At 42.2% G+C, this 23,857-nt stretch carries 27 protein-coding genes, 1 tRNA gene and 1 pseudogene; 10 read left to right on the top strand and 19 right to left on the bottom strand.

Annotated features, from left to right (window positions below; all coding sequences use genetic code 11):
- Positions 1-107: 107 nt before the first annotated feature.
- Together DACSA_RS18295 and DACSA_RS10505 are read right to left on the bottom strand one after the other, a co-directional pair.
- Positions 108-1,151 carry a hypothetical protein gene (locus DACSA_RS18295; RefSeq protein WP_015229735.1) on the bottom strand — a complete coding sequence of 348 codons (1,044 nt, stop codon included), beginning with the start codon at positions 1,149-1,151 and terminating at the stop codon, positions 108-110.
- Between the two features lie 110 nt (positions 1,152-1,261).
- Positions 1,262-1,660, bottom strand: coding sequence for a helix-turn-helix domain-containing protein (locus DACSA_RS10505; protein ID WP_015229734.1), 399 nt, complete (start codon positions 1,658-1,660; stop codon positions 1,262-1,264).
- A gap of 620 nt (positions 1,661-2,280) precedes the next feature.
- Here DACSA_RS10505 and DACSA_RS10495 point away from each other — a divergent pair.
- Positions 2,281-2,538: a helix-turn-helix domain-containing protein gene (locus DACSA_RS10495; protein WP_015229733.1), complete on the top strand. Its 258-nt coding sequence runs from the start codon at positions 2,281-2,283 to the stop codon at positions 2,536-2,538.
- A 170-nt stretch (positions 2,539-2,708) separates the two neighbouring features.
- Here DACSA_RS10495 and DACSA_RS10490 read toward each other — a convergent pair whose 3' ends face one another.
- From DACSA_RS10490 to DACSA_RS10455, 8 genes are all read right to left on the bottom strand, one after another.
- Entirely contained in the window at positions 2,709-3,416 is a 708-nt protein-coding gene (locus tag DACSA_RS10490; protein ID WP_015229732.1) for a M48 family metallopeptidase, read from the bottom strand.
- A gap of 1 nt (position 3,417) precedes the next feature.
- Positions 3,418-3,849: a hypothetical protein gene (locus DACSA_RS10485; protein ID WP_041235441.1), complete on the bottom strand. Its 432-nt coding sequence runs from the start codon at positions 3,847-3,849 to the stop codon at positions 3,418-3,420.
- The gene (locus tag DACSA_RS10480; protein ID WP_051017301.1) at positions 3,827-4,171 is read right to left on the bottom strand and encodes a type I restriction endonuclease; all 345 of its coding nucleotides are present in this window, start codon (positions 4,169-4,171) and stop codon (positions 3,827-3,829) included. The genes DACSA_RS10485 and DACSA_RS10480 overlap by 23 nt, the downstream gene beginning before the upstream one ends.
- Positions 4,172-4,188: 17 nt before the next feature.
- Positions 4,189-4,719 (bottom strand): hypothetical protein, encoded by a 531-nt coding sequence (locus tag DACSA_RS10475; protein ID WP_015229731.1) that lies wholly within the window; start codon positions 4,717-4,719, stop codon positions 4,189-4,191.
- Positions 4,720-4,891: 172 nt separating this feature from the next.
- Entirely contained in the window at positions 4,892-5,485 is a 594-nt protein-coding gene (locus DACSA_RS10470) for a hypothetical protein (RefSeq protein ID WP_015229730.1), read from the bottom strand.
- A 59-nt stretch (positions 5,486-5,544) separates the two neighbouring features.
- Positions 5,545-6,789, bottom strand: coding sequence for a restriction endonuclease subunit S (locus DACSA_RS10465; protein ID WP_015229729.1), 1,245 nt, complete (start codon positions 6,787-6,789; stop codon positions 5,545-5,547).
- 292 nt (positions 6,790-7,081) lie between these two features.
- On the bottom strand, positions 7,082-7,642 hold the full coding sequence (locus DACSA_RS10460; protein WP_041235440.1) for an N-6 DNA methylase: 561 nt from the start codon (positions 7,640-7,642) through the stop codon (positions 7,082-7,084).
- A complete protein-coding gene (locus DACSA_RS10455; protein ID WP_232225060.1) occupies positions 7,602-7,928 on the bottom strand; it encodes a hypothetical protein in 327 nt (108 codons plus the stop codon). The genes DACSA_RS10460 and DACSA_RS10455 overlap by 41 nt, the downstream gene beginning before the upstream one ends.
- A 643-nt stretch (positions 7,929-8,571) precedes the next feature.
- On the opposite strand from DACSA_RS10455, the gene ltrA reads away from it, so the two are divergent.
- Positions 8,572-10,236 carry a group II intron reverse transcriptase/maturase gene (ltrA, locus tag DACSA_RS10450; RefSeq protein ID WP_015229728.1) on the top strand — a complete coding sequence of 555 codons (1,665 nt, stop codon included), beginning with the start codon at positions 8,572-8,574 and terminating at the stop codon, positions 10,234-10,236.
- A 64-nt stretch (positions 10,237-10,300) separates the two neighbouring features.
- On the opposite strand, the gene DACSA_RS10445 is transcribed toward ltrA, so the two are convergent.
- Positions 10,301-10,684: a hypothetical protein gene (locus tag DACSA_RS10445; protein ID WP_232225058.1), complete on the bottom strand. Its 384-nt coding sequence runs from the start codon at positions 10,682-10,684 to the stop codon at positions 10,301-10,303.
- 174 nt (positions 10,685-10,858) lie between these two features.
- On the opposite strand from DACSA_RS10445, the gene DACSA_RS20650 reads away from it, so the two are divergent.
- Positions 10,859-11,020: a hypothetical protein gene (locus tag DACSA_RS20650; RefSeq protein WP_156800760.1), complete on the top strand. Its 162-nt coding sequence runs from the start codon at positions 10,859-10,861 to the stop codon at positions 11,018-11,020.
- Here DACSA_RS20650 and DACSA_RS10440 read toward each other — a convergent pair.
- Both DACSA_RS10440 and DACSA_RS22120 read right to left on the bottom strand, forming a co-directional pair.
- The gene (locus tag DACSA_RS10440) at positions 11,007-11,579 is read right to left on the bottom strand and encodes a DEAD/DEAH box helicase family protein (RefSeq protein WP_232225298.1); all 573 of its coding nucleotides are present in this window, start codon (positions 11,577-11,579) and stop codon (positions 11,007-11,009) included. The two genes, DACSA_RS20650 and DACSA_RS10440, sit on opposite strands and share 14 nt — an antisense overlap.
- Positions 11,540-11,815: a hypothetical protein gene (locus tag DACSA_RS22120; protein ID WP_232225057.1), complete on the bottom strand. Its 276-nt coding sequence runs from the start codon at positions 11,813-11,815 to the stop codon at positions 11,540-11,542. The genes DACSA_RS10440 and DACSA_RS22120 overlap by 40 nt, the downstream gene beginning before the upstream one ends.
- 203 nt (positions 11,816-12,018) lie before the next feature.
- Between DACSA_RS22120 and DACSA_RS10430 the strand changes: the two are divergent.
- From DACSA_RS10430 to DACSA_RS19125, 3 genes and pseudogenes are all read left to right on the top strand, one after another.
- A pseudogene (locus DACSA_RS10430) lies at positions 12,019-12,296 on the top strand (type II toxin-antitoxin system RelE/ParE family toxin); the annotation flags it as partial.
- The gene (locus tag DACSA_RS10425; protein WP_015229725.1) at positions 12,293-12,568 is read left to right on the top strand and encodes a helix-turn-helix domain-containing protein; all 276 of its coding nucleotides are present in this window, start codon (positions 12,293-12,295) and stop codon (positions 12,566-12,568) included. The pseudogene DACSA_RS10430 and the gene DACSA_RS10425, both read left to right, overlap by 4 nt.
- A 56-nt stretch (positions 12,569-12,624) precedes the next feature.
- The gene (locus DACSA_RS19125; RefSeq protein ID WP_015229724.1) at positions 12,625-12,990 is read left to right on the top strand and encodes a hypothetical protein; all 366 of its coding nucleotides are present in this window, start codon (positions 12,625-12,627) and stop codon (positions 12,988-12,990) included.
- Between the two features lie 225 nt (positions 12,991-13,215).
- Here DACSA_RS19125 and DACSA_RS10415 read toward each other — a convergent pair.
- The 3 genes from DACSA_RS10415 to trxA form a co-directional block, all read right to left on the bottom strand.
- Positions 13,216-13,287: transfer RNA gene (locus DACSA_RS10415), tRNA-Gly, on the bottom strand.
- Positions 13,288-13,367: 80 nt separating this feature from the next.
- Entirely contained in the window at positions 13,368-14,435 is a 1,068-nt protein-coding gene (locus tag DACSA_RS10410; protein ID WP_015229723.1) for an LOG family protein, read from the bottom strand.
- Positions 14,436-14,604: 169 nt separating this feature from the next.
- Positions 14,605-14,928: a thioredoxin gene (gene trxA / locus DACSA_RS10405; protein ID WP_015229722.1), complete on the bottom strand. Its 324-nt coding sequence runs from the start codon at positions 14,926-14,928 to the stop codon at positions 14,605-14,607.
- 464 nt (positions 14,929-15,392) lie between these two features.
- On the opposite strand from trxA, the gene DACSA_RS10400 reads away from it, so the two are divergent.
- Positions 15,393-17,054, top strand: coding sequence for a DUF2079 domain-containing protein (locus tag DACSA_RS10400; protein ID WP_041235436.1), 1,662 nt, complete (start codon positions 15,393-15,395; stop codon positions 17,052-17,054).
- Here the strand turns inward: DACSA_RS10400 and DACSA_RS10395 are convergent.
- Both DACSA_RS10395 and DACSA_RS10390 read right to left on the bottom strand, forming a co-directional pair.
- Entirely contained in the window at positions 17,051-17,626 is a 576-nt protein-coding gene (locus DACSA_RS10395; protein WP_015229720.1) for a Uma2 family endonuclease, read from the bottom strand. The genes DACSA_RS10400 and DACSA_RS10395 overlap by 4 nt on opposite strands.
- A 303-nt stretch (positions 17,627-17,929) precedes the next feature.
- Positions 17,930-19,519 carry a glucose-6-phosphate isomerase gene (locus DACSA_RS10390; RefSeq protein WP_015229719.1) on the bottom strand — a complete coding sequence of 530 codons (1,590 nt, stop codon included), beginning with the start codon at positions 19,517-19,519 and terminating at the stop codon, positions 17,930-17,932.
- A gap of 226 nt (positions 19,520-19,745) precedes the next feature.
- On the opposite strand from DACSA_RS10390, the gene recR reads away from it, so the two are divergent.
- Complete coding sequence (gene recR / locus DACSA_RS10385; RefSeq protein ID WP_015229718.1) at positions 19,746-20,342, top strand: recombination mediator RecR; 597 nt, start codon at positions 19,746-19,748, stop codon at positions 20,340-20,342.
- The gene (locus DACSA_RS10380; protein ID WP_015229717.1) at positions 20,342-21,163 is read left to right on the top strand and encodes a SirB1 family protein; all 822 of its coding nucleotides are present in this window, start codon (positions 20,342-20,344) and stop codon (positions 21,161-21,163) included. Before recR ends, DACSA_RS10380 begins: the two co-directional genes overlap by 1 nt.
- A gap of 258 nt (positions 21,164-21,421) precedes the next feature.
- Here the strand turns inward: DACSA_RS10380 and DACSA_RS10375 are convergent, their stop codons facing one another.
- On the bottom strand, positions 21,422-21,886 hold the full coding sequence (locus DACSA_RS10375) for an SRPBCC family protein (RefSeq protein ID WP_015229716.1): 465 nt from the start codon (positions 21,884-21,886) through the stop codon (positions 21,422-21,424).
- Positions 21,887-22,138: 252 nt separating this feature from the next.
- Between DACSA_RS10375 and DACSA_RS10370 the strand changes: the two genes are divergently transcribed.
- A complete protein-coding gene (locus DACSA_RS10370) occupies positions 22,139-23,758 on the top strand; it encodes a mechanosensitive ion channel (RefSeq protein ID WP_051017300.1) in 1,620 nt (539 codons plus the stop codon).
- Positions 23,759-23,857 lie beyond the last annotated feature (99 nt).

The raw sequence follows: 23,857 nt of genomic DNA, 5'->3' as shown, positions 1-23,857 counted from the left end.
CGTCTCAGCCACATCATTCCAAAATTTGTGCAGTCATTGTTCCCATTATTTACCTCTTTACAGGAATTGCCTTGATCATTGATTTAATGATGTATTTTAACAAAATTTTAATTATGGATCACCGCCTCATCACCGAATAGGAAAGCCAAGCCCAACGGTTCAAATCTGGAATAAAACCGATGTCGTTGCTTCCCGAAATACCACACCAGCCGATGACAGAAACATTGGGAATTGCTTATCAAACATACAGCATTGGCTTTTTCCTTAATCTTGTTTTGCGGTCCCGCTTGATTGGGAGTCACAACAATCGCATTGAGGATTTTTTCTCCTTCAAGTTGAGAAAACAGCCGTTCCAAGGATAAATCCATTTCATCGGGGTCATGGCTAACAATGAGATAAGCGCGATCGTCCTCCTGATAATACTGATTGGGTTGAGCCTCAACTTCCAAATTCAGGAATTGACAGATTGCCTCGTGAACATCAGGACGAATTTCTGGAATCACGGATTTCTTAGGATTGGATGATTCTTGCTTTTGTGATGCTTTCATTTTGAAAGGGTTGCGTTGCCGTTGTTCATAAACTTGTTCGCCTCTTTTCACCTTACGAGTGTGATTATCTCCCATCTGCGGATTTCCGCAGATATTATTGGATAACTCACGACGAATTTTCGCAACTGTTTTGTCATTAACTTGGCACTGACGAGCAATTGCGCGGTTGCTCCACTGAGACCATTCTTCATCCTGTAAGAGGGTAGTAACAGCTTTGCGTTTATCTTGATTACTCCGACGTAAGCCATGAGTGGCATTTGCGCCAACTGAATGTAAAACTGCATCACGCTGAGTGCCATTGATAACATTAATCTCTAACTCAACTTTAGCTTCTAATGCTGCCCAATAACGGTGGAAGCCATCAGCAAGCCAGTAGCTCACCCCATCAAAATACGCAGTAATAGAGGGAAACTTGATGCCATTGGATAGCAGTTCAGCATATTCAGCAATCACCTCTGGGTTGAGTTCGATACGAGGCTGAGTTCCTCCATCCAATCGCAGATCAGAGAGTTTGGGTGTAAGAGACGGGGAAGATAAGCTGATGTCTTCCATTACTTCAGTATTGGTGGAATAGTCGCCTCGCCACAGGTGGTTAGAAGTCATAATTCATCTTCTGCTCGATTAGAGTTTTTGCCCACTCTTTGGTGAATGAGTTGTTGAGCAATAGTTTGTAAATTTGGGTTTGTTCATCAGGAGTGGAATGCACAATGGCGCTACAGAAAAATCTCTGAGTAATCCCCCGATAAATCCCCGTCCATTTCGTTTCGATGACGGAGGGTATAGGAATTGGCAATATCGCGCCCGTCGTACCCCTGATGTTTGTGCTTTTCGATTAGCCCGTATTCTTCGAGTTCTTTGATAGCAGCGATCGCCTTTCGTTTCAATGTGGCTTTACTCGCACAAGGAAAACTGGAACGAAAACAATGCTCACCGATTTTGCTGTAACTGCCTACGGAATCGTGTGTACCATCTCCCCAACGACGAGAGAGGTGAGAATAAACTCGGAAGGCTTCGAGACTTAAATCGAGGTCGTCAATGCAAGAATGAACAAAAATTGGGGGTCTTTGTTGAGTCTTTTCCCGTGCAGGGATGTTAAGTGCTGGGTGTCCCATGTTATTGTTTGATTATCGTGTTTTATTGCTTAACTCCCCTTTGGTTGAGGGAGTCTTTCTTTATACCGCTAAGAGCTTTCCGCTTCTGATTAGCTTGATTTGACCGCTTTAATTACACTAAAGTTAAATGAGTTTAGTGTAAGTCCAGTTGCAGATTGCACCTTCTTAAACAGAAGAGGCAGGCTGTAACCGTTGGTCTTTTCTTGGGGTTCTGCATTTTCACAGCAACTTTGATACATCGCTTCCAGTAAGTCACTTAAAACAACTCCTAAGTGTCTCTGTTGCTTTTTTGATTGTGGTTTCTTGGAGCATTTTTTATTTCGCAAGTGTCCACTCCAGAGAGAGCCTTGAATTCTAGCGACACACTCTAATTCCACATAATTTGCTTGCAGAAAGAATTGAAGGGATGTTTTACATTTCGGTAATACTAAACTTTGTTTACAACAATAGCATTGCTTTTATTTACCGTCAAGTAACCGCAAAAGTTGACAAAAAGTTACCGAGCGGTAATAATGAGATTGCAAGCCATCAAGCAAAAGTAGGGGAATTTAACGCAATTGGATGACTTTTGCTCATCCTTGTGACCTTAACCGTTAAGTAATCTGAAAGCTCAAATACCAATGGAACCTCAAGATATATTAAGACAAATTTTAGATAAGTATGGAATCAAAGAGATTGAGATTGCCCGACGTACTGGGATTAATCAGACAAGAATTTCACGCTATATCAATCGTCGAGACAAAAAAGACATTCAAGTGGGAACGTTGTGTCGTTTGGTAAATGCTTTACCAGTAGAAGCCTATTTTGAGTTTTGGACGCAAATGGCTTTGGTCAAAGTGAAAACAGAGGATAAGGAAGAAGTCTGCTTGGCAGAATAGAAGAATTAGCCAAGAGTATGAGTGATAGCTTAAATAAGGGTGTAGCACGGTTAACCCTTCAAGGTACTGAAAATGTGAATGTATCGAAGGTTTAGGCAATGTTCCTCTACACAATAAACAATAAAAGCTAAAGCTGTCTTAGTTACTTGACCTGTCTTTGTAATTTTCCCTCAACAATTAGTTTCAATGGGAGTCTGATTTAATTCCTCGCGACAGCTTCGCCAGTTGGGTAGAAACTGATCCATTAAATTGCGAAAGTTTTGGTTATGATATCGTTCAAAAAAATGTGTCATTTCATGGACTACCACGTACTCTAAACAGGAGGGTGGTTTTTTGGCGAGTTCTAAGTTTAACCAGATACGTTGCGCTTGAATGTTACAGGTTCCCCATTTGGTTTTCATTCGTTTGATTCCCCAGTCTTTGACTTCCACTTCCATGATTTTTTCCCATTTCTCAATTAGTTTGGGAAGTTCGGTTTTTAAGTGTTGGCGATACCAGTTTCTTAATACGTCTCGCCGTTTTTCTTCGCTGCTTCCTTCTCTGACGTATAAATCAATATAGGTTTTATTTCTAATTTTAACTTCAGGGGCGCGATCGCGATAGATAACGTTTAATAAATAACGCTGTCCTTGAAAATAGTGGCTTTCTCCAGACACCAGTTTCCGTTGCGATTGACGGGGTTGGGCGATCATTTTGGCTTGGTTTTTCTTAATCCAATTTAATCGCGAAATGGCAAATAAGCGCACGGATTCATCATCAAGATGTAAGGGTACGGAAATGCGAATTTCTCCGTCAGGGGGATGAATGGATAAATTTAGGTTTTTGATTTTTTTGCGGGTGACGTTGATGGTCAGGTCGCCAATTTCAATTTGGTGCATTTTAATAGTCGTTTTGTTTTTTCGCTAGTTCAAAGATTTGTTTGACGGCTTGACGGGCTTGTTCGTAGTGTTTGACTTCGGCTTTGATCTGGGATGCGTCTTGGGGGGTGTAACCAACTTTTATCATGTCGTTGGCGAGATTGGCATAAGCACGAACTAGAGAGGCGGTATATTTGTAGAGATCATGACGTTTCTGTTCGTTGGCTTTTAGCTGGTCTTGGTTGGGTTCGTGCGAACCACAAAAGTAACGGAGATAGGCGGGGGTGTCTTTGGGGGGTGCGACGGGTTCACATAAAATCCTGATTTGTTCTAGCATTTCTTCAAGACGATCTTTTGCGGTTTCAAGGCGATCGCTGAGTAAGCCTTCAATATCAGCGCGATCGAAGTTTTCTAAGGCTTCGCTGGTATAATCAGTAGGGGTGATTCCAATCAATTAACCAGACGGTTTCGGTATTTGCGCCAATTTCGGGTTTGATTTTTACGCCATAGCGGAGACTGCTATAGACGGTTTTGTTAAGTTCGTAGAGGGTTTGATTTTGGTTGGTGACGGTTTTATTGAATTGCGCGATCGCTTTTTTGATTAAGGTGTCGCTATAGCCTTGTTGTTTCAGGAAGGGATGGAGATAATCAGGTTCGAGGTTACGGTTATTTTCGCGGTCTTTCCAGTTTCCTAAATAATCGTAATGGAGATGATTCTGGAAAAGTTTGATGATGCGGTTTTGGGTGATCCGTTCTTTGCTTCCGACTTGTGACATGAGAAACTGGTTTTTCGCTAGGAGTTAGGAGGAAGGATATTAACGAAGTTTACTAAATCAATCTCAAGGTCGTGAGTTAGTTTATAAATAACCTCGGAGTAATCCCAAATGGTGATTTGCTTATTAGACAAAGTAAGAATATCTTTGGTATTCTCTGTGAGAATTATAACCTGCTTGTATTGACCCGATAATTTAAGATTGATGGCTTGTGCGACTAAAATCCCGTCATTACTGGGGATGGTTGAGGCGACTTGCTGACCCTGCGATTTTAAGTCTTCTTCTATGACGATGGATAAACTGCGATCGCTGTCATTGATCGGAATGATTCTATCCTGTCGCTTAAATTTATTCAGTTTGGAAATGCTTTTAATGAAATCTCGTTTTAATAGTTCTTCTTTTAATTCAATTTCAATAATTTCTGGGACTAAGATGCTAATTCCTTCTGCTTTTGCAAAGTTATTTAACAGAGAAATTTCTGCTTGAAACGTTTCCCTTTGATGGACAAACTTTCCCAGTGGTCCGCTATCTAATAGGATTGCACAATTCATTATTGGCTAAGGTAGCGAGTTTACTCTACCATTTTAGCCTCATGGAATAATAAGTTAATTAGTAAGAATTGTAAATTAATCCCCCCTAGCCCCCCTTTGAAAGGGGGGAACGGTTCATTAACTTTTTACATAAGATTTAGAACTGCTATCAATCAATTAGTAAGAATTAATTCTAAGTTAGTTTCTGTCTAGCTTCCTGAATTTGATCTAAGGAGATTTTACTGTATGCTGATTGCTGTTGAGACTGAAAATGATTAATTTCTGCTTGAGTCACCACACGAATCAGGTTTTCTGTGACGGTTTCTAAATGGGCTAAGGTTCTTTTAAAAAGAGATAAGTTTTTATAGGATTCGTTGGCGGTGGGGTCTAACCATGACAGTTTTTCGTCAACTTCAACTAGAGAATATGAGGTGATTTCCAATTGATCTGAAGCGAGATTGGCAAGTTGATTCAGTTCTTCTTTTGTAAAATTAGAGGGTTTTTTGGAGATTTGGGAAGCAATATAAGCAATGAGATTAGAGAGTTGACATAAACGTTGGACTAACTCCCGATTACGATGATGTAAGTCAGCTTGATTGGTATCGCAGGGAAAATCTGATTCTCCACGATTGGGTATGGAATCAACAGGAAGATTTCCCCACTCTCCGAGAAGGTCAGTTAATTCCTGTGAATGAGGTAAGGTGCTGATAGACATGGTTTTTGCTTCCCTTCCTTCGTACTGATAGCTAAAAAAGAAAGAGGTACTTTTTAGCTTGTCAGTTATCATGTTACACGCTCTCCAGACATTTATGTACAGACTATGGTTCTGTGTATTGCCTTTAACTTTCAGTTTTTTGGGATGAGTCGGGTTTTTCCTGTGAGGAGTTCTTGCATCATTCCTTGTTTGATGGCTTTATATTTGTCTCGCTTCTTTTCTAAGGCTTCGATTTCTGCGTCCATATCTGTTAGGATTTGCGCGATCGCTTTTTGTTCAGTAAAAGAAATATAAGGAAATTTTACTTTCTTTAAATCTTCAAGATTTATACCTTTAACTGTGCTTCCACTTCCCCATGCTTGAATCGTTAAAGAATAATAACAAAAGCAATACAACAGAAATTCTGGATCAATTTCAGACTTAACGTAAATTGCCTTTAAATCTTGATTAATAGCGACATCAACATCATAAATAACAGCTTTTCCTACTGCCATTCTTGTAGAAATAATTAAAGTTCCTTTTGGAATAAGATTAGACGAACTTGAATCTAATCCTTCTTTTGTAATTGTTTCCTCAGTTTGATAAGGACAAAAAGATGTAATATCTTTCACAGTCGCCCAAAATATTTTACCATTCCAATACTTGACTTGTTCTCGACTAGGTGTTCCACCTCCAACTATCCTATCTATAAAATCTCCTAGTGGTTTAACTTCCCATTCACCACTAAAACTAGAGAGGCGTTTTTTTTCTGTCAGCAGTTGTTGCATTGTTCCCTGCTTGAGGTTACGCTTTTTGTTGATGAGTTTATCGAGGTGCGCGATCGCGCTATCTACATCACTCAACACCTGCGCGATCTTTTCTTGTTCTGGTAGTGGTGGAAGTGGAATTTTAAGAGATTTAAAGTAAGATAAGCCTATAGTTTTAATAGTGCTACCAATAGCAATTCTTTCAAATTCAGATTTTTGTTTTTGCAACCAGTAATAAAGAAAATGATTATTTAAATACTTGCTAATACATATCCAAGCCATAAAATGCTGACTAACTGCCATATCATCTGCCATTATTGCACTTTTACCTACTCCTGCATCACGAGATAAAACAACAGTTCCTAGTGGATGTATTTTTGCAGATGAATTATCAATTCCGGCTTGGGTAATTTTCGCAACAGTATCATAAATATAAACAGCATCGAGACGATCTGAGTCTTTAAGTGATATCCACTTTATATTTCCATTCCAATACTCTGGATATTTTTGATCTGGTGTATGTCCACTTCCTCTTTTCGCAACTTGATCTAATAAAGGTACTTCCCAATCTTCAGGAATAACCCCAACTTCTGTTAACTTATACCCCTCTTTTACTTCCTGACTTTCCATTATTCAACTCTCCCCCATTTCATCCAATAAATCATTAAAGTCGATTCTTTTTCTTCCTCCTGACTTACTATTGTCTAATTTTCCATCATCAAATGTAAATGATGTTCAACCTTCTGCGTTAATGTTTCTGCTTCCTCTTCTAACTGTGGTAACGGTTCATCATAACGTTCGGCTAAATCTTGAATCCGTTACGCCAAACGTTGAGAAATACGTTCCATTTCCGATCGTACTGCTTCCCATAATGTCAGAAGCCATTTGTCATCAACCACTAAGATTTTAATCTCTTCAACGGTTAACTCCTGATATTTTTTTCCAGGTTTCTATTTTCAAATGCAGTCAGTAATGATTCTGCTAATGAACGGATGATTGGTTTGGGATTATCTCCTTGTTTAATTCCTTTGAGATTGGGAAGGTTTTCATTCCACCACTGATTAAAGATTTGCGCGATCGCGCTTGCATATTCAGTAAATTCTGGATGTTCAAAAACGTATTTTTTAACTTGTTCGGTGGGAATTTTAATGTTAAGATAACCGTCTCGCTGTGGTGTAAATAATTCTTGTTTTAATTGCGGATAAATCTCCCAATAGTCAGCTAATCCTTCAATATCGGCTTTGGGGATTCCTCCCTGTAAATGCGCTTCGATATCTTGAATGTCTTCAATTTCTTGACTGTCGATATAACGAGGAAGATTTAAGTTATAGTCGTTTTTTGTGATTTCTGAAATGGGAACTAAACGAGAATAATGAGGGATAACAAGTTGTTGATTAAAAACATCGACAATTTTACGAATATCCTGTTCTCGCAGACGGTTTTTATTGCCATCTTTGACGAATCCTCGACTCGCATCGACCATAAAAACGCGATCGCGCTAACTGGTGTAAAATAGTGAGCATTGTCGCGTGGACGTGCTTTTCCAACATCAGTCGGTTGCGTAAATTGAAACGAGGGGGAGTAATCTCTCCCTGTAAGAGTTTGAGAGGGTCTTGGAAATAAGCGCGATCGTGACTCGCTTGACGGGCCTCAGTGAAATTAACCGCCATCCGATGCTGACGACCAGCACGACCTGCCCGTTGCCAGTAATTTGCAGGAAGGGGGGGAACATTCCGCATCAAAACAGTATCTAAACTGCCAATATTCACCCCCATTTCCAGAGTCGGTGTACAGACGTGCGACCTGAACTGGTCGGTTGAAGCGGTGTAACCCTTACACCACAGGGATTTCCACCCCTGTCCTTCGTGGAAAGTTCTCCACACTTGGAGAATGGCGACACTGGTAGTAAGTAATGAATCCAGTGGAATGCACGCCCCAAATGTAACGGTTGCTGGTAGGGATTGACTGGTCTCCGTGCTAGAAGGAGAATTGGAAGGATGAACATAGTCTAAGCTGATGATTAAACTGCGTCATACTAGAAAACAGCCAAATTATCCCTGATAGGCTGTGACCAAAATGGTAAGAAGGTGGTTGTTACGCTGTCTGTTCGTAACAACGTGGAAACTTACTCCTTCCGCAGAAAAGTCAGCCATCCTAACCAACTCGTATGTTCAATCGACGCAACAGAGTAAGCCCCACAGGGTCTCAAGGCTGGTCGAGCCAAGAGTAGAGGGGAGGCAACGAACCTACAACTCTCTGGGGGGTAGAAGATGAGACAAAAAGCGAACGCCAGCCTGTAACGGGATGGATAGGGGTTGAAACATTATCCCTGACCGAAAGGAATAGCAGACTTGTCTTGGGTCTTATACGAAGGTGAAGTTTACAAGGGTGACGAACCCGAGGAGAAGTTAGATGTCATCTATAACGTTGACAAATGGACTAAGGGGAGAGATTTCAGACTGGGGTCAGATTAACTGGCGCAAGGTCAAGAAGTCTGTTAGAAACTTGCGTATGCGAATCTTTCGTGCTAGAAGTCTTGGTCAGTGGAAGCAATTACGTCGGTTGCAGAAGCTGTTGTTACGAAGCCGAGCCAATTTGCTATTATCAGTGCGACAAATCACTCAAATTAATCAAGGAAAGCGTACCGCAGGGGTAGATAAGGAGGTACTGAACACCCCAGACGAGCGAGTGAAACTTGTGAACAGTTGGGAAATGCCCAAAGCTAACCCGACACGACGAGTTTACCTACCCAAACCTAACGGGAAGAAACGTCCCCTCGGAATCCCTACCGTACGGGATAGAGTCGCACAAGCAATGGTTAAAAATATACTAGAACCCGAGTGGGAGGCAGTATTCGAGCCTAACTCCTATGGATTTAGATGCGGTCGGAGTTGTCACGATGCCATTGCTCAATGTTGGATTCGACTTAATTCAAGTCCAAGTGGTGGACACCTCTGGGTTCTAGACGCTGACATTAAGGGCTTCTTCGACAACATTGCCCATGAAGCCATCTTGACAGCAATCGAGTCTGTACCACGTGGAGACTTAATTGAAGGATGGTTAAAAGCTGGTTACCTCGATAAGGGTGTACTAAATCCGACCGACATGGGAACACCACAAGGTGGGGTGATTAGTCCTCTATTAGCTAACATTGGATTACACGGGTTGGAGGACTTCATTAAATCAGTCAATCCGAAGCTCGGAGTTATTCGTTATGCAGATGACTTCGTGGTCACCTCAAAGGATAAAGAAAGCCTAGAACATATACTTGACCAGATAAAGCAGTGGATGTCAGAACGAGGTCTGGAAATCAGCGCGGAGAAGACGAGAATCGTCTCGATGGAAGAAGGTTTTGACTTTCTTGGGTTCAACTTACGCCACTACGATGGCAAATTATTGATAAAGCCCCAGAAAAAGAAGGTCCTTGCCTTCTGTAAAAAGATTGGGGAAACTCTAAATAAAATGAAGGCTTGCACCCAAGAAGATGTCATCAAAGTCCTAAATCCACTTCTCCGAGGTTTTGCTAACTACTACAGAGGTGTGGTAAGCAAAGAAACCTTTAGCTACATTGAAAATCGCGTGTGGCACTACCTCTATAAATGGGCGTTACGGCGACACCCGAATAAATCAAAAACGTGGGTCTTCAACCGCTACTTTAATCGGATTCGAGGGAGAAATCGCTTTGCGTGTTATTGCACTGGTCGCGGAGGTAAGGAGAAATTCTTTATGCTCTACGATATCAGTAGCACTCCTATCATCAGGCACGTCAAGGTCAAAGGGACAGCAAGCCCTGATAACCCCTCACTCCGAGACTATTGGCAAAAACGAAACCTCAAGATAGGAAAACAAAAGTGGGCGAAAGGTAGCAAATACGAACAAGTAGCCAAGATGCAAGAACATAAGTGTCCTGTCTGTGGAGAAAGCCTCTATAACGGGGAAGAAATTGAGACTCACCATATAATACCTGTGAAAGACGGTGGCTCAGACGACACTGAGAATTTAATCCACTTACACAAAGCGTGTCATAAGCAGGTACACAGTTCAAAAACCAAGACGAAGGTTGGAAGCAAGGCTTGAGCCGTATGATGGGAAACTGTCACGTACGGTTCTTAGGGGAGGGGAGAGAGGCGACTCTCGAACCTTACCCGATTAAAGTATTCACCTCTTCCCGATGTTCATTCTTAAACAGATTTTCCACCTTTTCCCGATCCTTAGCGGGAACTTGCGCCGAATGTTCACGGGAACGCAACATCGAAAACTGCTGATCCAACACCATCAAAAGAAAGTCCCCATCAAGCTGATAAACATCATTACAGCCTCTTAAAATGCTGCGTTTTCCCCTTAACTTGGTATTGGCGAGTAAGTTTAAGTCTTCTGTGAGCAGTTGCCACAAATCTCGGATAAAATCAGGAATGATCTCTGTTGCCATTCCCCATTTTTTGGGGGCTTGTAGCGCGATCGTTTCCCCTCGTTCCGTTAACCATTGTTTCACCCGTTGGTTATGGTCAGTGCTTTCCCGTTGCAATTTTAACCCCACACAGAACGCCTTGCAACAGTGGGAGATAACCCCGTTGGATTTCCAACTCACTTTCATGCCACAATTTATACCATTTTGGAAAAGTCAAGTTACCTTAAAGCCCCCCAACCCCCCAAGTTTGGGGGGCTTAAGTCGTCGATACTGTAGCGCCAATTCTCCAAAATGGTATTAGAAAAGATTCCCCCTTCTCGATCGAGCAATATTCCAGAACGGCGAGTCATATCCAGTAACGCAGCAACACCATTAGTTAACTCTTCTGGGTTAATTCCTGTTAAATTTGCCCAGTTTTGGATAAAATCTAGTTCTGGTGTTAATCCAGCATAAAAGATCGCAAGCGATAGCGTCTCGCGTGATCTTGCATCCATCCCGCTTGAAACGCTGCATCTTGACGGTTATCCGCAAAGACTAACAGCCGTTTCCGTTCCGCATGGTGAATTAGGTTTTGGCTGAGAACATGAACATCAGAAACCGTTGTGGCGCGAATTTCTCGGATCGGTTCTCGATATCGTCCTAAACTCTGTCTTCCCGACGCTTGACCCGCCGCCACGCAACTGGTGAGTTTTCCTGCTTGTTTGTCTTTTTGCTTAACGGCTAAGAGAACGACCAACTCTTCCTCTGGCGGGTAAATAGTCTGGTTTTGTTCACGGTTTTGGGCTTTTTTGAGTGCTGCTTGATAATCCTTCTTCGATGACCCTGTTTTGAGGCGTTTTCCAGGTGCATCAGCCGTCTTTTCTGGAGTTTTCCCCACATACATCCCAAAGGTAATTCCTTGTCCCGCGAGAAGTTCCCTTAAACGTCCCAATTGATCTTCTGCAAGAGCATTCATGGGATAAACAATAATTGCTACAATTCCTTTTGGGGCGTTCTGGTCTTTGAGTTGCAGACAATGGCTAATAATAGGATAAAGGAAACATTCCGTTTTCCCCGACCTCCTGTCGAGATTAAAGTGGTTTTCCCTTGGGAGATAGCGCGAACCGCTTTTTCTTGATGTCCGTAGAGAGAAGGATATTCTGCAATATTCTCCAGATGCGGATGAAGGATATTTTCCGAAGCAAGATCAGCGATCGCGGCACCCTGGCGAAAACTGCGACTGAGACTAACATAGGGACCCTTAAACAACGGCGTGCGTCGAGTTTGTTCTAAGTTGAGCAGCCTCCGCGGGAGAATTTTTAACAAATAGTGAAGATTTGCGATCTCCTTAATTTGCTAAGTATAGCTTATCCTAGCGCAGGTTTCAAAAGTCTTCTGCCTCCTCATCAGCGTGTTTAGACGCAGATTTGACAACTCCTGTAAATGCTAAAAAGTGAGAAACGTCTTTTTGGGCGAGTTTACCAGAGGATATGAAGGCGCGATTTGTGCGAATTGCTGAACTTATTGCTGAATATGGATTACCCAATGTGGGAAGGCCTTATGTTAAACATCTAGAAGGTTCTCTCTGGGAAATTCGGATGACAGGTAAAGATGGCATTTCTCGCGCTCTGTATGTCACCGCAAAGCCTAAGCGAGTCGTTGTGGTTCGAGTGTTCATTAAAAAAAACAAAAAACCCCCCGAAAAGAAATCCAACTTGCTTTACAAAGAGCAAAGGAGATAGAGGAATGACAAAGATTACAGATTTACACAAAGAGTGGCAAAAAAAACCAGATTACCAAAAAGCCTACGAAGAATTAGCTTCTGAATTTGACTTAGCCTCTGCAATTATTTATGCTCGTATCAGTGCTGGAATGACTCAACAAGAGTTAGCCGAAAAAATGAATGCAAAACAGTCTGCTATAGCGCGAATTGAAAGTGGTAAGCAAAATACGACAATTGCCACCCTAGAACGTATCGCTAAAGCAACTGGAACCCATCTAAAAATCTCTTTTGAAAAATAACTTTTTTATCGAGCATACCAATTGAATGATTGTAACCAATTACTTTTAGATTATTTATGAGTGTCTCATCATTTCGTGAAAAAATTGAGGAAAATTTGTCAAAACTATCCAGCGAACGCTTGCGTTTAGTTGCAGATTTTATTACTTTTTTAGCTGAACAAGAAACTCAAGAGGAAATTCAATCTGAGACGGTTAAGGGGTCTTTGCTAAGTCATACTGAAACTTGGGAAGGGGATGATTTTGAAGATTGTCTTCAAGCTGTTTATGAAACGCGATCGCACGTAAAAATTAACATACAGATGGAAAACCAGCTGCGATCGTTTTACCAAAACCGTTCTCAAAGCGATATTGAAGAAGAATCTCTCTGGGCGGATCAAACACAGGAAGCAGCAATGATCTGTTGGGAAGATAGGGATTTCTAAATGTTGGATTTCGCTACAATCTACCCAACTTATACGAAAGATTTTAATTGTTAAATTTTATAATTGTAATTAAGGTTTGCCTTGCCCACCCTACTTTTATTAAGGTTAAATTTTCTAAATGACAAATGCTTCGGCACTCAGCACAAACGACCAGCCCAGACAAAGGATATTTCGGAGCAGTTAATTGGTAGAGGCTGGAACTTTTACATAGAAGAACTTTTAGAAAGCGGGTGATGGGATTCGAACCCACGGCATTCACCTTGGCAAGGTGACGCTCTACCGCTGAGCTACACCCGCGTGAAACTCAATCACCCTTTAATCATGTCATACTCGATCGAGCTTTGTCAACCCCGAAGCGAAAATTTATTTTTCTTGATTTATTTTTGTTCAGGATGAGTTTCGACACGAGGAGGAACAGTAATCGGAAACTCATTAATCGTGCGAATTAGCTTATACAACCGCCCCAAATCGCGCTGATTGAAATGAAACACCAAACGGAAAAGTTGACTTGTTCCATCACCATTTTCTTCGGGGAGAGGGGCGCTTTTTTCAATCTCCCCTTTCACTAAAATATCGCTAAATGCTTGATTTAACCAAGCCACTTGTGCGTCAGTGGGTTCACCATGCAAACGCATCACCAACAAATCATCCACATAACAACTTGAATGATAAACTCGATAAAAATGGTTAATCGCATGACAAGCCACCTCTAAATCATCAGTGATGGTATAAATGCAATTATCATCTGGACTCACTAACCCCCCTTTGATCAAATGTTTCCGAATATAACTATCCCAGGCTTTCCAGTAGTCACCACCCGGTTTATCAATCAAAACCAGTGGAATTGGCGGTTGTTTCCCTGTTTGACAGAGGGTTAAACATTCAAACGCCTCATCCTGTGTGCCATATCCCCCTGGAAAAAGCGCGATCGCGTCACATTCTCTCAAGAAAAATAACTTTCTCGTAAAGAAATACTTAAAACCGATTAACTTCTCATCATCTTGAATATAAGCATTTGCGCCTTGTTCAAAAGGAAGCTGAATATTTAAACCAAAAGAATTACCGCCACCTGCTCCCTCATTTCCCGCCGCCATAATGCCACCACCCGCACCCGTCATCACCATAAATCCTTGTTTGGCAAGACAACGGGAAAACTCTCTAGCCAGCGCATATTCTTCGGTTTCGGGAGCGATACGAGCCGAGCCAAAAACAGTTACCTTACGAGTATGACGATAAGGAGCAAAAACGGTCAACCCTGCTTCTAAATCTTGTAACGTTCGAGCAATAATTTTCCAGTCTGCGGTTGTCGTATCTTCTACAACCAGACGACTTAAAACCTGTATCGCTTCTTTGATCCAACGCGCCTTTTCTGTAGCAGGAAGACGATCAATCAGACTTTCCATTTCTTGAGGTAGAGAGGAATTTTGACGAGGGGAGACATCCATAAAATCTTCTTAGCCGCATTGCAGCCCTAGTGATGAAAATAGGGGAAAATTGACACTGGTTAGCCAGTTAATTTCCCCTACATATTTTGCGCTTGGGTAACTAAGATGTTACCGAATTAAGTTTTCTAAAATCAGTTTTTTGATCCTTCGTTGTTCAAATTGGGAGTGACTATAGATACTTTTCTAAAGTATTTGCCAAAGTGGTTTTAGGCACAGCACCAACTACCATATCCACACGCTGACCATCTTTAAATATCATCAAAGTGGGAATACTACGAATCCCATATTGGCTTGCCACGTTGGGGTTTTCATCAGTGTTAACTTTTACCACTTTTACCTGACCATCATATTGTTGTGAGATTTCTTCTACCACTGGTGCGACCATGCGGCAAGGGCCACACCAGGGCGCCCAAAAATCAACAAGCACTGTCATGGTGCTTTCTAAAACTTCCTCTTGGAAGCTATTGTCTGTTACTTCTGCGGTTGCTACCATATTTTTTCATCCTTTTTTATGATCGGCTTTTTCTCTCAAGTGGGAACACCAACCTTGATTTAGTTACATTTTATCAGTTCTTGCTTCTTCCTTTGGGATCAAAGCCCCCGTAGAAAGATAATTTAACTTAAAATGAGTGCGGTGTTTTTTAGAGTAACAAAGTCTTTGGTGATTTTTGCGCTCAATTGATAAGATTAAGGATAATTTTATCCCTAAGTGTGATTGAGGAAGCCGCCCGAACTCTGTCCGGACGGAGTGTGGTGTGAGGAGTGAACGGAAACGATTGTCTCCGCTATTCCTATTGTAAGCAAGAAATCGATGTTTTGTGGTTCGGTGTCGAAAATTTACTAAAATCGTTTAGCATACCACAAATTGCCTGATTTTTTCGGTAACTTCCCTGATCTGTTTCCCAAATGATGACGATCGCGCTGGTTTAATGAGAGAAAATATCTAAAAGAGGAATTATGGGATTGCAGTTGGACAAAATGACGGAGAAACGAGGAATTATTGTGAGTGCAATCATCTTTTTTGCGATCACGTTGGTCTTGATTCTCCATCGTCACTTCACGTTTTACTCTTCCTACGACCAAGGCATTTTTAATCAAGTGTTCTGGAATGGGATTCATGGCGACTTTTTCCAAAGTTCTCTGTCCTCACAGCTTTCTACTAATGTGGTTCACAACAACGAAGTCCCAGAAGTGTATTATCATCGCTTAGGACAGCATTTTACCCCAGCACTGTTGCTTTGGTTACCCATTTATGCGTTATTTCCCTACCCAGCGACGCTTTCGGTGTTACAGGTGCTATTTGTCACCAGTGCTGGCATTATCCTTTATTTCCTCGCTAGAGAATACGTTGACAACACTGTCGCGACATTAATCAGCATTAGTTTTTATAGTGCCAATGCCATCCTCGCCCCCACTCTGGCTAACTTCCATGATATTAGCCAAATTCCCCTGTTTGTTTTTACGTTACTCCTGGCAATGGAGAAACGCTGGTGGTGGTTATTTGCACTGTTTAGCGTTTTCATTCTTGCGGTGAGAGAAGACAGCGGTATTACTTTATTTGGGGTGGGGGTTTATATGATTCTTAGTGGTCGTTTTCCTCGTATTGGTTTAATGGTGTGTACCGTTAGTTTCAGTTATCTTCTGATTCTCACTAACTTGATTATGCCGATTTTTTCTGAGGATATCTCGAAACGCTTTATGCTAGAACGGTTTGGACAGTATGTCGAAGGAGAGGAAGCGACGACGTTAGATGTGATTTGGGCAATGTTGACCCAACCTTGGCTATTATTAAGGGAGTTAGTCACGCCGCTCGATCGAACGATTCGTTATCTATTAGGACATCTTCTCCCCTTTGCTTTTATCCCCACTATCGCCCCTGGTGCTTGGTTTATTGCTGGTTTTCCCTTATTAAAATTATTATTAGGAAAAGGCTTCTCTGTACTTGCCATTACCATCCGCTATGCAATGGGAGTCGTGCCAGGATTATGTTACGGTGCGATTTTATGGTGGGGAGGACAAGGAATTTTAACATTTAATCAACCCCTAGAAAGTCTAACGCCTCGACCTTTATCGCGGAAATTTCGTCGCTTTTGGCTATTTTGTATTGGTCTTACTCTCTTCTTTACTCTCACGTCTAATCCCAATCGAACGCTTTATTTTTTAATTCCAGATTCTATTGATCCTTTGGTTTATGTTTCTTTACCCACGCAATGGGAACGATCGGGAAACCTTTATAATTTAATGAATAGAATCCCCAAGCAAGCAAGCGTTTCCACCACTACTTATATTATTCCTCATTTATCTGGACGACGGGAGATTATTCGTTTTCCCGCTTTAGAATTACGAAATGATCAAAGAGAAGTGGAAACAGTGGAATATGTTTTAGCGGACTTATGGCGTTTACGTCGCTATCAAGTGGCGTTTGATGATGATTTAGCGCGATTAAAAACAATGACAGCAAAGATTGAAGCGATTACCGATGAGGGTGAATATGGAATCATTGATTTTAGAGAAGGGATTATTCTGTTAGAAAAAGGTGCAGAGAATAACTCCCAAGCGGTTAACAACTGGTTGAATTTTAAAGCAAAGATTCGTCCAATTTTGCAACGGGAAGATTAAAATTCCCATTCTGCAAATAGTTCTCCCACTTGTAAACTAAATCCTAGTAGTACACTTTCTCCTTCTAAAAAGTCAGAAGAACGCAAAAACTGATCGGGTTCAGGAGAATGATAGACTAAAACAAACTTTTCTTTGGGATGAATCACCCAAACCAGTTTCGTTTCATTCTCGAAATATTCAACAATTTTCTGGTGCATTCCTTCAAAGGTATTACCTGGAGAAAGAATTTCTACGGCTAAATCTGGTGAACCTTGAAAAAAGCCTTGAGGAGGACGACTCATTCCCTGTAATCTAGCTTTAGCAACGAAAGAAACATCTGGAGAACGGCGGTTGCCTGATTTTAGAGTAAAGGCGGTACTAGAATCACAAACAGTTCCCAGTTTTTCTCGACGGACATGGAGTGCTAACATTCCTCCTAGAAATGAGCCAATTTCTCCATGTTCCATGCCAGAGTTTCCCATATCAACTAATTCCCCTGCCACCACTTCATAACGAGTTTCATCTTCAGACAAAGCCATAAATGCTTCATCAGTCCAAATCTGTTTTTCGTTTTTGGTGATTACATTACTCATTATTAATCCTTACGGTTAAACTGTTTTCCGAGGTGGGTATTCTCCAACCCACTAATACCATTATTGACCGTAGGGTTTGCCTTGCCCACCCTACTAATGACTTTTTAAATTGGTATTACAATTGGTGTTGGGTTTCGCTTCGCTGCACCCAACCTACGTTTGATTTCAGTGTTGGGTTTCGCTTCGCTGCACCCAACCTACGTTTGATTTCAGTGTTGGGTTTCGCTTCGCTGCACCCAACCTACGTTTGATTTCAGTGTTGGGTTTCGCTTCGCTGCACCCAACCTACGTTTGATTTCAGTATTAATTTTGCCACGAAACTTGTAAGCGACTGGGTTCGCCTAAGTTTCCTTCTACTTTGATACCGCGTCCATTACTGTATAAATGACGAATAATTTTATAGATAATTTCTACTTTCTCCGCCGCGTTGAGTTTTTGGGCAATTTCGGGGACAGAAAGGGGTGTATTTTCTTGTTGCAATAAGGAAACTACTTCTCGCTGTAAGTCCAAAACTGAGGCGGCGGCTTTTTTCCCTGCTTCTACTCCAGGTTGGTGATAAGCGTTGATATTCACCAGAGACGCATACAAGCCAACGGCGCGATCGTATAATGCGATTAAAGCGCCCACGTGACGCGGTGTAACATCTTCAACGGTAATGGTAATCGAGTCACGATGATTGTCATACAGTGCCAACCGAGTTCCCTGTAATAACCCAGAAAGATAGTCGCCAGAGGTGACTCCGTTTTCGACTTCGGGAGATTTGCCGTCACGGTCTTTTAAAACTTCAATAAAGGTGGCGAAAAAGTTGGGAACTCCTTCTCGCAACTGTTGAACATAGGCGTGTTGGTCGGTACTTCCTTTGTTACCATAAACGGCAAGGCCTTGATAAACGGTATTCCCATCTAAGTCTTTTTCTTTCCCTAACGATTCCATGACTAATTGTTGTAAGTAGCGGGAAAACAAGCTGAGACGATCTTTATAGGGAAGAACAACCATATCTTTCTCGCCTTTGCCATTGCCGACTGCATACCAAGCTAAACTGAGTAAAGCGGCGGGATTCGATTTCAATTCTGCACGACGAGTCAGATTGTCCATGGTTTTTGCACCTGATAATATTGCATCAATATCAATGCCTTGTAAGGCGGCTGGCACTAATCCCACGGCTGACATTTCCGAGGTGCGTCCTCCCACCCAATCGTGCATCGGAAAGGTGGTGATCCAGCCTTCGGTGGTGGCGATTTGATCGAGTTTAGACCCTTTGCCAGTGATGGCAACCGCATGAGAACCAAAATCTAAGTTTTGCGCTTCGTATGCTTGTTTGACTTCGATCATGCCATTGCGGGTTTCGGGCGTGCCGCCGGATTTGGAGATGACGATGACTAGGGTTCGCGCTAATCGATCGCGCAGGGTGGTTAAAAGTTCATCAATGCCAGTGGGATCAGTGTTGTCGATGAAGTGAAGGTTAATCGGTGCGTCTAGGGGGGCTAGTGCTTGGGAAACAAATTGCGGTCCTAATGCTGATCCGCCGATACCAACGGAAATGACATCGGTAAAGCGGTTTTCTTGAGGAGGATGAAGATAACCACTGTGAATTTGAGCGGCAAAGGTTTTAATCTGTTCTAAGGTATCGGTAATTTCTGCTTTGAGTTCGGCATTGGGGGCGAGATCGGGGTTGCGTAACCAATAGTGACCGACCATTCGATTTTCATCAGGGTTAGCAATTGCTCCAGTTTCTAAGGATGCCATATCCTGAAAGGCTTTTTCAAATCGCGGCTGCATTGCTTGTACAAATTCATCTGAGAAGCGCATCCGACTGATATCAAGATAAAAGTTTAAGTCTGGATTGTAATATAGCCAGTCTTGGTAACGTTGCCAAAGTTTTGCCTTATCCATAATTCCCCTCTATATTTTCTATTGTCTCACACCCGTTAGTTTAGCAAGATAGGCGAGAATCCTTGACATGAGATTTTGATGAGCGGTCGATCGAGCGATCTGTTATTCTTAACGAGTCATCGGTTGTTATACCATTTTTTAAGGGTCAACCCACACTGATTAAAGTGACAATCGATCCCCCCAAACCCCCCTTATTAAGGGGGGCTTAGTTAAAAGGTTACTGTTGATGAACTACACTCCGCCTCTTGCGCGTTTAATTGAACGATTACAAAGCCTACCTGGTGTTGGACCGAAAACCGCCCAACGTCTCGCTTTTCACATCCTCAAACGTCCAGAAACGGAGGTAGAGGCTTTGGCGACAGCACTTGTGGAAGCAAAAAAACAAATTGGCTTGTGTCAGGTTTGCTTTCATCTTACCGCCGACTCGGTTTGCGAAATTTGTCGAAACCCGAATCGAGATGAAAGTATGATCTGTGTTGTTCCTGATTCTCGTGATGTCATTGCTTTAGAGAAAACACGGGAGTATTCTGGAAAGTATCACGTTTTAGGGGGTGTCATTTCTCCGATGGATGGCATTGGTCCGGAACAATTGCATATTCAGCCTTTAGTGGAACGGGTGAGTAAGGAGAAGGTAAAAGAGGTGATTTTGGCGATTAGTCCCAGTGTGGAAGGGGATACAACGACATTATATCTAGGACAATTGCTAAAACCCTTTACTCGTGTCACTCGCATTGCTTTCGGTTTGCCAATGGGGGGAGATTTAGAATATGCTGATGAGGTTACGTTGGCGAGAGCCTTAGAAGGACGACGAGATTTAGATTGATGTCATTAGGAAGAGAAAACTTTGCTCAGGAAATGAGTTTACCCGATCAAGAGATTGATTTGGCAAAAGCGGCGCTTTATATTGCTCAGGAGGAGAATCCGAGTTTAGAGGTGGATTATTATTTAAAACAATTGGATCAATGGGCGGCGCAAGTTCGATCGTTGCTTCCTGTGGAACGTTATCCGATGCGAGTGCTACAAGGCATTAATCAGATATTGTATGAGGAGTTAGGGTTTCGCGGCAATGAGGAAGATTATTATGATCCGCGAAATAGTTTTTTGGATCAGGTGATGGAACAACGGGTGGGGATTCCCATTAGTTTAGCGCTGGTTTATTTGGAGGTTTCCCGTCGCCTTGATTTTCCGATGGTGGGAATTGGAATGCCTGGACATTTTTTGATTCGCCCTGAGTTTGAAGATGCGGGGATTTTTGTGGATGCGTTTCATCAAGGAGAGATTTTATTTCCTCAAGATTGTCAGGATCGCTTACAACAGGTGTTTGCTCAACCGATCGATCTGCAGCCAGAATTCTTGGAAGCGGTGAGCAAACGAGAGTTTTTGGCACGAATGTTAACGAATTTGAAGTTAATTTATATTAATCATCAAGATTTAGAACGAGCATTGGGGGTGATTGAGCGCTTGTTGTTAGTGTTTCCCGATGCGATCACCGAACAGCGCGATCGAGGGCTTTTATCCTATCAATTGGGACGGATTCCCAGCGCGATCGCCGATCTAAAAACTTATCTGGCGCATTCCCCCGATGCTTCTGATGCGTCGATGATTCAACTGTTACTCACTCAAATTAGTGATCAGTCTGAGTAATATCAGGTTTAGGTCTCTTGCTTATAATTGGTGTTGGGTTTCGCTTCGTTCCGTCCCACCTAACTTTTTATGCCATTTCGATCAACTATGGCGACACCCCATCCCATTATTCCCCCCTTTCAAAGGGGGGCTAGGGGGGATATACTGTAACTTAACTTTTTAGAAATGGTATTACTTCTTAACTGGTCACTGCTTAACTGATCACTGGTCACTGATTGGTGTTGGGTTTCGCTTCGCTTCACCCAACCTACTTTTCTACTATCGAAAGCCACTTTGAATATAAAGTGCTTCTGCGACTCGTTTCAAGCGACGCAGTTGAGCGGACATTTCCTCAGATGTAGAACGAGCGGCGAAGATTTCAAAACCAATTTTGACTAAGGGATTAGGGATTTTAAACTCAAACCGATTAATTAGTTTTGTTCCCTGTGCATTGGGCTGACATTCCCAGCGATCGCGCCCTCGAAAAAAGCCCACAAATTCCCAGACGATCAATCCTGGTTCTCGTTCCACCACCGTATTGTTGAGAGTCGGTTCAATCCCCGGTAAATCAATAATAAACCGACTGCGGCTGCCGAGTTTCGTCTCCCATTCCCCGATCGGTTCACAACGTAAACGTGGATTCAGCCAACGGTGCATTAATGTTCGATCGCTCAAACATTGTTCAACCATCACCGCACTCGCATTAATCTGAATGGACTGTTCAAATACCTTATAGTCTTTCATTAACCGCTTTGATTGGACAGCAAAATTTTACTCTTTCCCATCAATTCTAAAAAATCTCGATTCAGAGGAGACGTACCCTGAAACGCCTATTAAAAAAATTATTCCAATAACTGTTTTTTTTGGTTTAATGTTGGAGAACGAGATTTTAATACTAAAATAAAGCCGGTTCAGGATTTTTCCGACATATTTGTTTAACATTGGTTTAACCTGAAACCACTTGTACAATCATTCACTCTAATCTGAGAAACCAACATGATTTTGACAAATCACTCCATGCTATTTACCCAACCCCCAGTTATTTTTGCTCAATCTGGAGACTCTCGTACAGACTTACTCACTCAAGTTTTACAAGACTCTAGAAGTTTTGTTTATGCCATCATCATTTTAGTGGTGGGATGGATTGTTGCTTGGGGAGTCGCGGGAATTATCCGTAACTTGCTCAAACGAACTGAAATTGATAACCGTATCGCTACTTGGTTAACTGGACAACAAGGAGACGAACCGATCCCTGTTGAAAAATGGACTTCCGATGTCGTTTATTGGTTAATCCTCCTATTTGTAATTGTCGCTGCGTTGCAACGATTACAACTGGATGCGGTTTCTGAGCCACTGAATACCCTCCTCAATGAAGTTACGGGTTTCTTACCTCAAATTGGTGCAGCTGCCATTTTACTGGGTGTGGCTTGGTTACTTGCTACTCTGGTTAAAATTGTCGTCACTAGAGTTTTACGAACGTTTGACATTGATCAGCGTTTCGGTGAGCAAACCGAAAATACAGAAAATGAACTGGCGCTCAGTGAAACCATTGGTAACACCCTTTACTGGTTCATCTTCTTACTGTTTCTCCCTTCTATTCTCAGCACTTTACAACTGGAAGGAACATTACGCCCAGTTCAAGAGTTATTAAACCGCATTCTTTCTATTCTCCCGAACATTTTAGGCACGATTCTAATCGTTGTGATCGGTTGGCTCATTGCTCAAGTGGTGCGGAAAATTGTTACGAATCTTTTAGCCAGCACTGGAACGGATCAACTGGGAAACCGCTTTGGATTATCTGGTAGTGGCGAGAGTCAATCTTTATCTTGGATTATTGGCACGTTAGTTTATGTGTTGATTCTAATTCCTGTTGCGATCGCGGGCTTAGAAGCGCTCCAAATCCAAGCGATTTCCCAACCTGCGGTTTCAATGCTGGATCAGATTCTGAATACACTTCCGAGAATTTTTACCGCAGCGTTAGTCTTAATTATTTCTTACTTACTTGCTCAATATATCTGTGAGTTTGTCAGTGATATTCTTTCTAATGTTGGGTTTGATAATCTCTTCTCTTGGCTTGGTTTACAACAGAGATCAGGGGAAAGTGAAGAAGCAACGACTATCCTCACCCAAGAACCACAAAATATCGATACCTCCAAAATTCAACAACGCACTCCCTCAGAATTAGCTGGCATCATCGTTCTGGTGGGAATAATGCTCTTTGCGACTCTCGCCGCCGTAGAGATACTGAACATTCCAGCACTCACGGAATTAGTCAGTGGTATCGTTTTGATTTCAGGACAAATCATTGCGGGCTTAATTGTGTTCGCAGTGGGTCTATATTTTGCGAATCTTTCGTTTAATCTCATTCTCAGTTCTGGAATGAATCAAAGCCGCACTCTTGCTCAAACGGCTCGGATCGTAATCATTGCGTTCAGTTTGGCGATGGGACTCCAACAAATGGGGATTGCTCCCAATATCGTTAATCTTGCCTTTGGATTACTTTTAGGCTCGATCGCCGTTGCGATCGCTCTTGCTTTCGGTTTGGGGTCTCGCGATATTGCCGCCGAACAGGTACGGGAATGGCTGAATAACTTTAAGTCGAATCAAGATCAATAAACTGATCAGGAGTTACAGATTTACCCCCTAAATCCCCCAATTCTGGGGGACTTGATGAGTTTCCCCCCAAACTTGGGGGGTAGGGGGGCAAAACTTATC

Source organism: Dactylococcopsis salina PCC 8305 (assembly GCF_000317615.1).
GTDB classification, from domain to species: Bacteria; Cyanobacteriota; Cyanobacteriia; order Cyanobacteriales; family Rubidibacteraceae; genus Halothece; species Halothece salina.
The sequence above is the reverse complement of the archived record's forward strand: the minus strand, read 5'-3'. Positions and strand labels throughout refer to the sequence as shown.

Excerpts from the sequence above, each read along its gene's own strand:
- DACSA_RS18295 (WP_015229735.1), bottom strand. The coding sequence starts at position 1,151 with ATGACTTCTAACCACCTGTGGCGAGGCGACTATTCCACCAATACTGAA.
- DACSA_RS10505 (WP_015229734.1), bottom strand. The coding sequence starts at position 1,660 with ATGGGACACCCAGCACTTAACATCCCTGCACGGGAAAAGACTCAACAA.
- DACSA_RS10495 (WP_015229733.1), top strand. The coding sequence starts at position 2,281 with ATGGAACCTCAAGATATATTAAGACAAATTTTAGATAAGTATGGAATC.
- DACSA_RS10490 (WP_015229732.1), bottom strand. The coding sequence starts at position 3,416 with ATGCACCAAATTGAAATTGGCGACCTGACCATCAACGTCACCCGCAAA.
- DACSA_RS10480 (WP_051017301.1), bottom strand. The coding sequence starts at position 4,171 with ATGTCACAAGTCGGAAGCAAAGAACGGATCACCCAAAACCGCATCATC.
- DACSA_RS10475 (WP_015229731.1), bottom strand. The coding sequence starts at position 4,719 with ATGAATTGTGCAATCCTATTAGATAGCGGACCACTGGGAAAGTTTGTC.
- DACSA_RS10470 (WP_015229730.1), bottom strand. The coding sequence starts at position 5,485 with ATGATAACTGACAAGCTAAAAAGTACCTCTTTCTTTTTTAGCTATCAG.
- DACSA_RS10465 (WP_015229729.1), bottom strand. The coding sequence starts at position 6,789 with ATGGAAAGTCAGGAAGTAAAAGAGGGGTATAAGTTAACAGAAGTTGGG.
- DACSA_RS10460 (WP_041235440.1), bottom strand. The coding sequence starts at position 7,642 with ATGGTCGATGCGAGTCGAGGATTCGTCAAAGATGGCAATAAAAACCGT.
- ltrA (WP_015229728.1), top strand. The coding sequence starts at position 8,572 with ATGTCATCTATAACGTTGACAAATGGACTAAGGGGAGAGATTTCAGAC.
- DACSA_RS20650 (WP_156800760.1), top strand. The coding sequence starts at position 10,859 with ATGGTATTAGAAAAGATTCCCCCTTCTCGATCGAGCAATATTCCAGAA.
- DACSA_RS10425 (WP_015229725.1), top strand. The coding sequence starts at position 12,293 with ATGACAAAGATTACAGATTTACACAAAGAGTGGCAAAAAAAACCAGAT.
- DACSA_RS19125 (WP_015229724.1), top strand. The coding sequence starts at position 12,625 with ATGAGTGTCTCATCATTTCGTGAAAAAATTGAGGAAAATTTGTCAAAA.
- DACSA_RS10410 (WP_015229723.1), bottom strand. The coding sequence starts at position 14,435 with ATGGATGTCTCCCCTCGTCAAAATTCCTCTCTACCTCAAGAAATGGAA.
- trxA (WP_015229722.1), bottom strand. The coding sequence starts at position 14,928 with ATGGTAGCAACCGCAGAAGTAACAGACAATAGCTTCCAAGAGGAAGTT.
- DACSA_RS10400 (WP_041235436.1), top strand. The coding sequence starts at position 15,393 with ATGGGATTGCAGTTGGACAAAATGACGGAGAAACGAGGAATTATTGTG.
- DACSA_RS10395 (WP_015229720.1), bottom strand. The coding sequence starts at position 17,626 with ATGAGTAATGTAATCACCAAAAACGAAAAACAGATTTGGACTGATGAA.
- DACSA_RS10390 (WP_015229719.1), bottom strand. The coding sequence starts at position 19,519 with ATGGATAAGGCAAAACTTTGGCAACGTTACCAAGACTGGCTATATTAC.
- recR (WP_015229718.1), top strand. The coding sequence starts at position 19,746 with ATGAACTACACTCCGCCTCTTGCGCGTTTAATTGAACGATTACAAAGC.
- DACSA_RS10380 (WP_015229717.1), top strand. The coding sequence starts at position 20,342 with ATGTCATTAGGAAGAGAAAACTTTGCTCAGGAAATGAGTTTACCCGAT.
- DACSA_RS10375 (WP_015229716.1), bottom strand. The coding sequence starts at position 21,886 with ATGAAAGACTATAAGGTATTTGAACAGTCCATTCAGATTAATGCGAGT.
- DACSA_RS10370 (WP_051017300.1), top strand. The coding sequence starts at position 22,139 with ATGATTTTGACAAATCACTCCATGCTATTTACCCAACCCCCAGTTATT.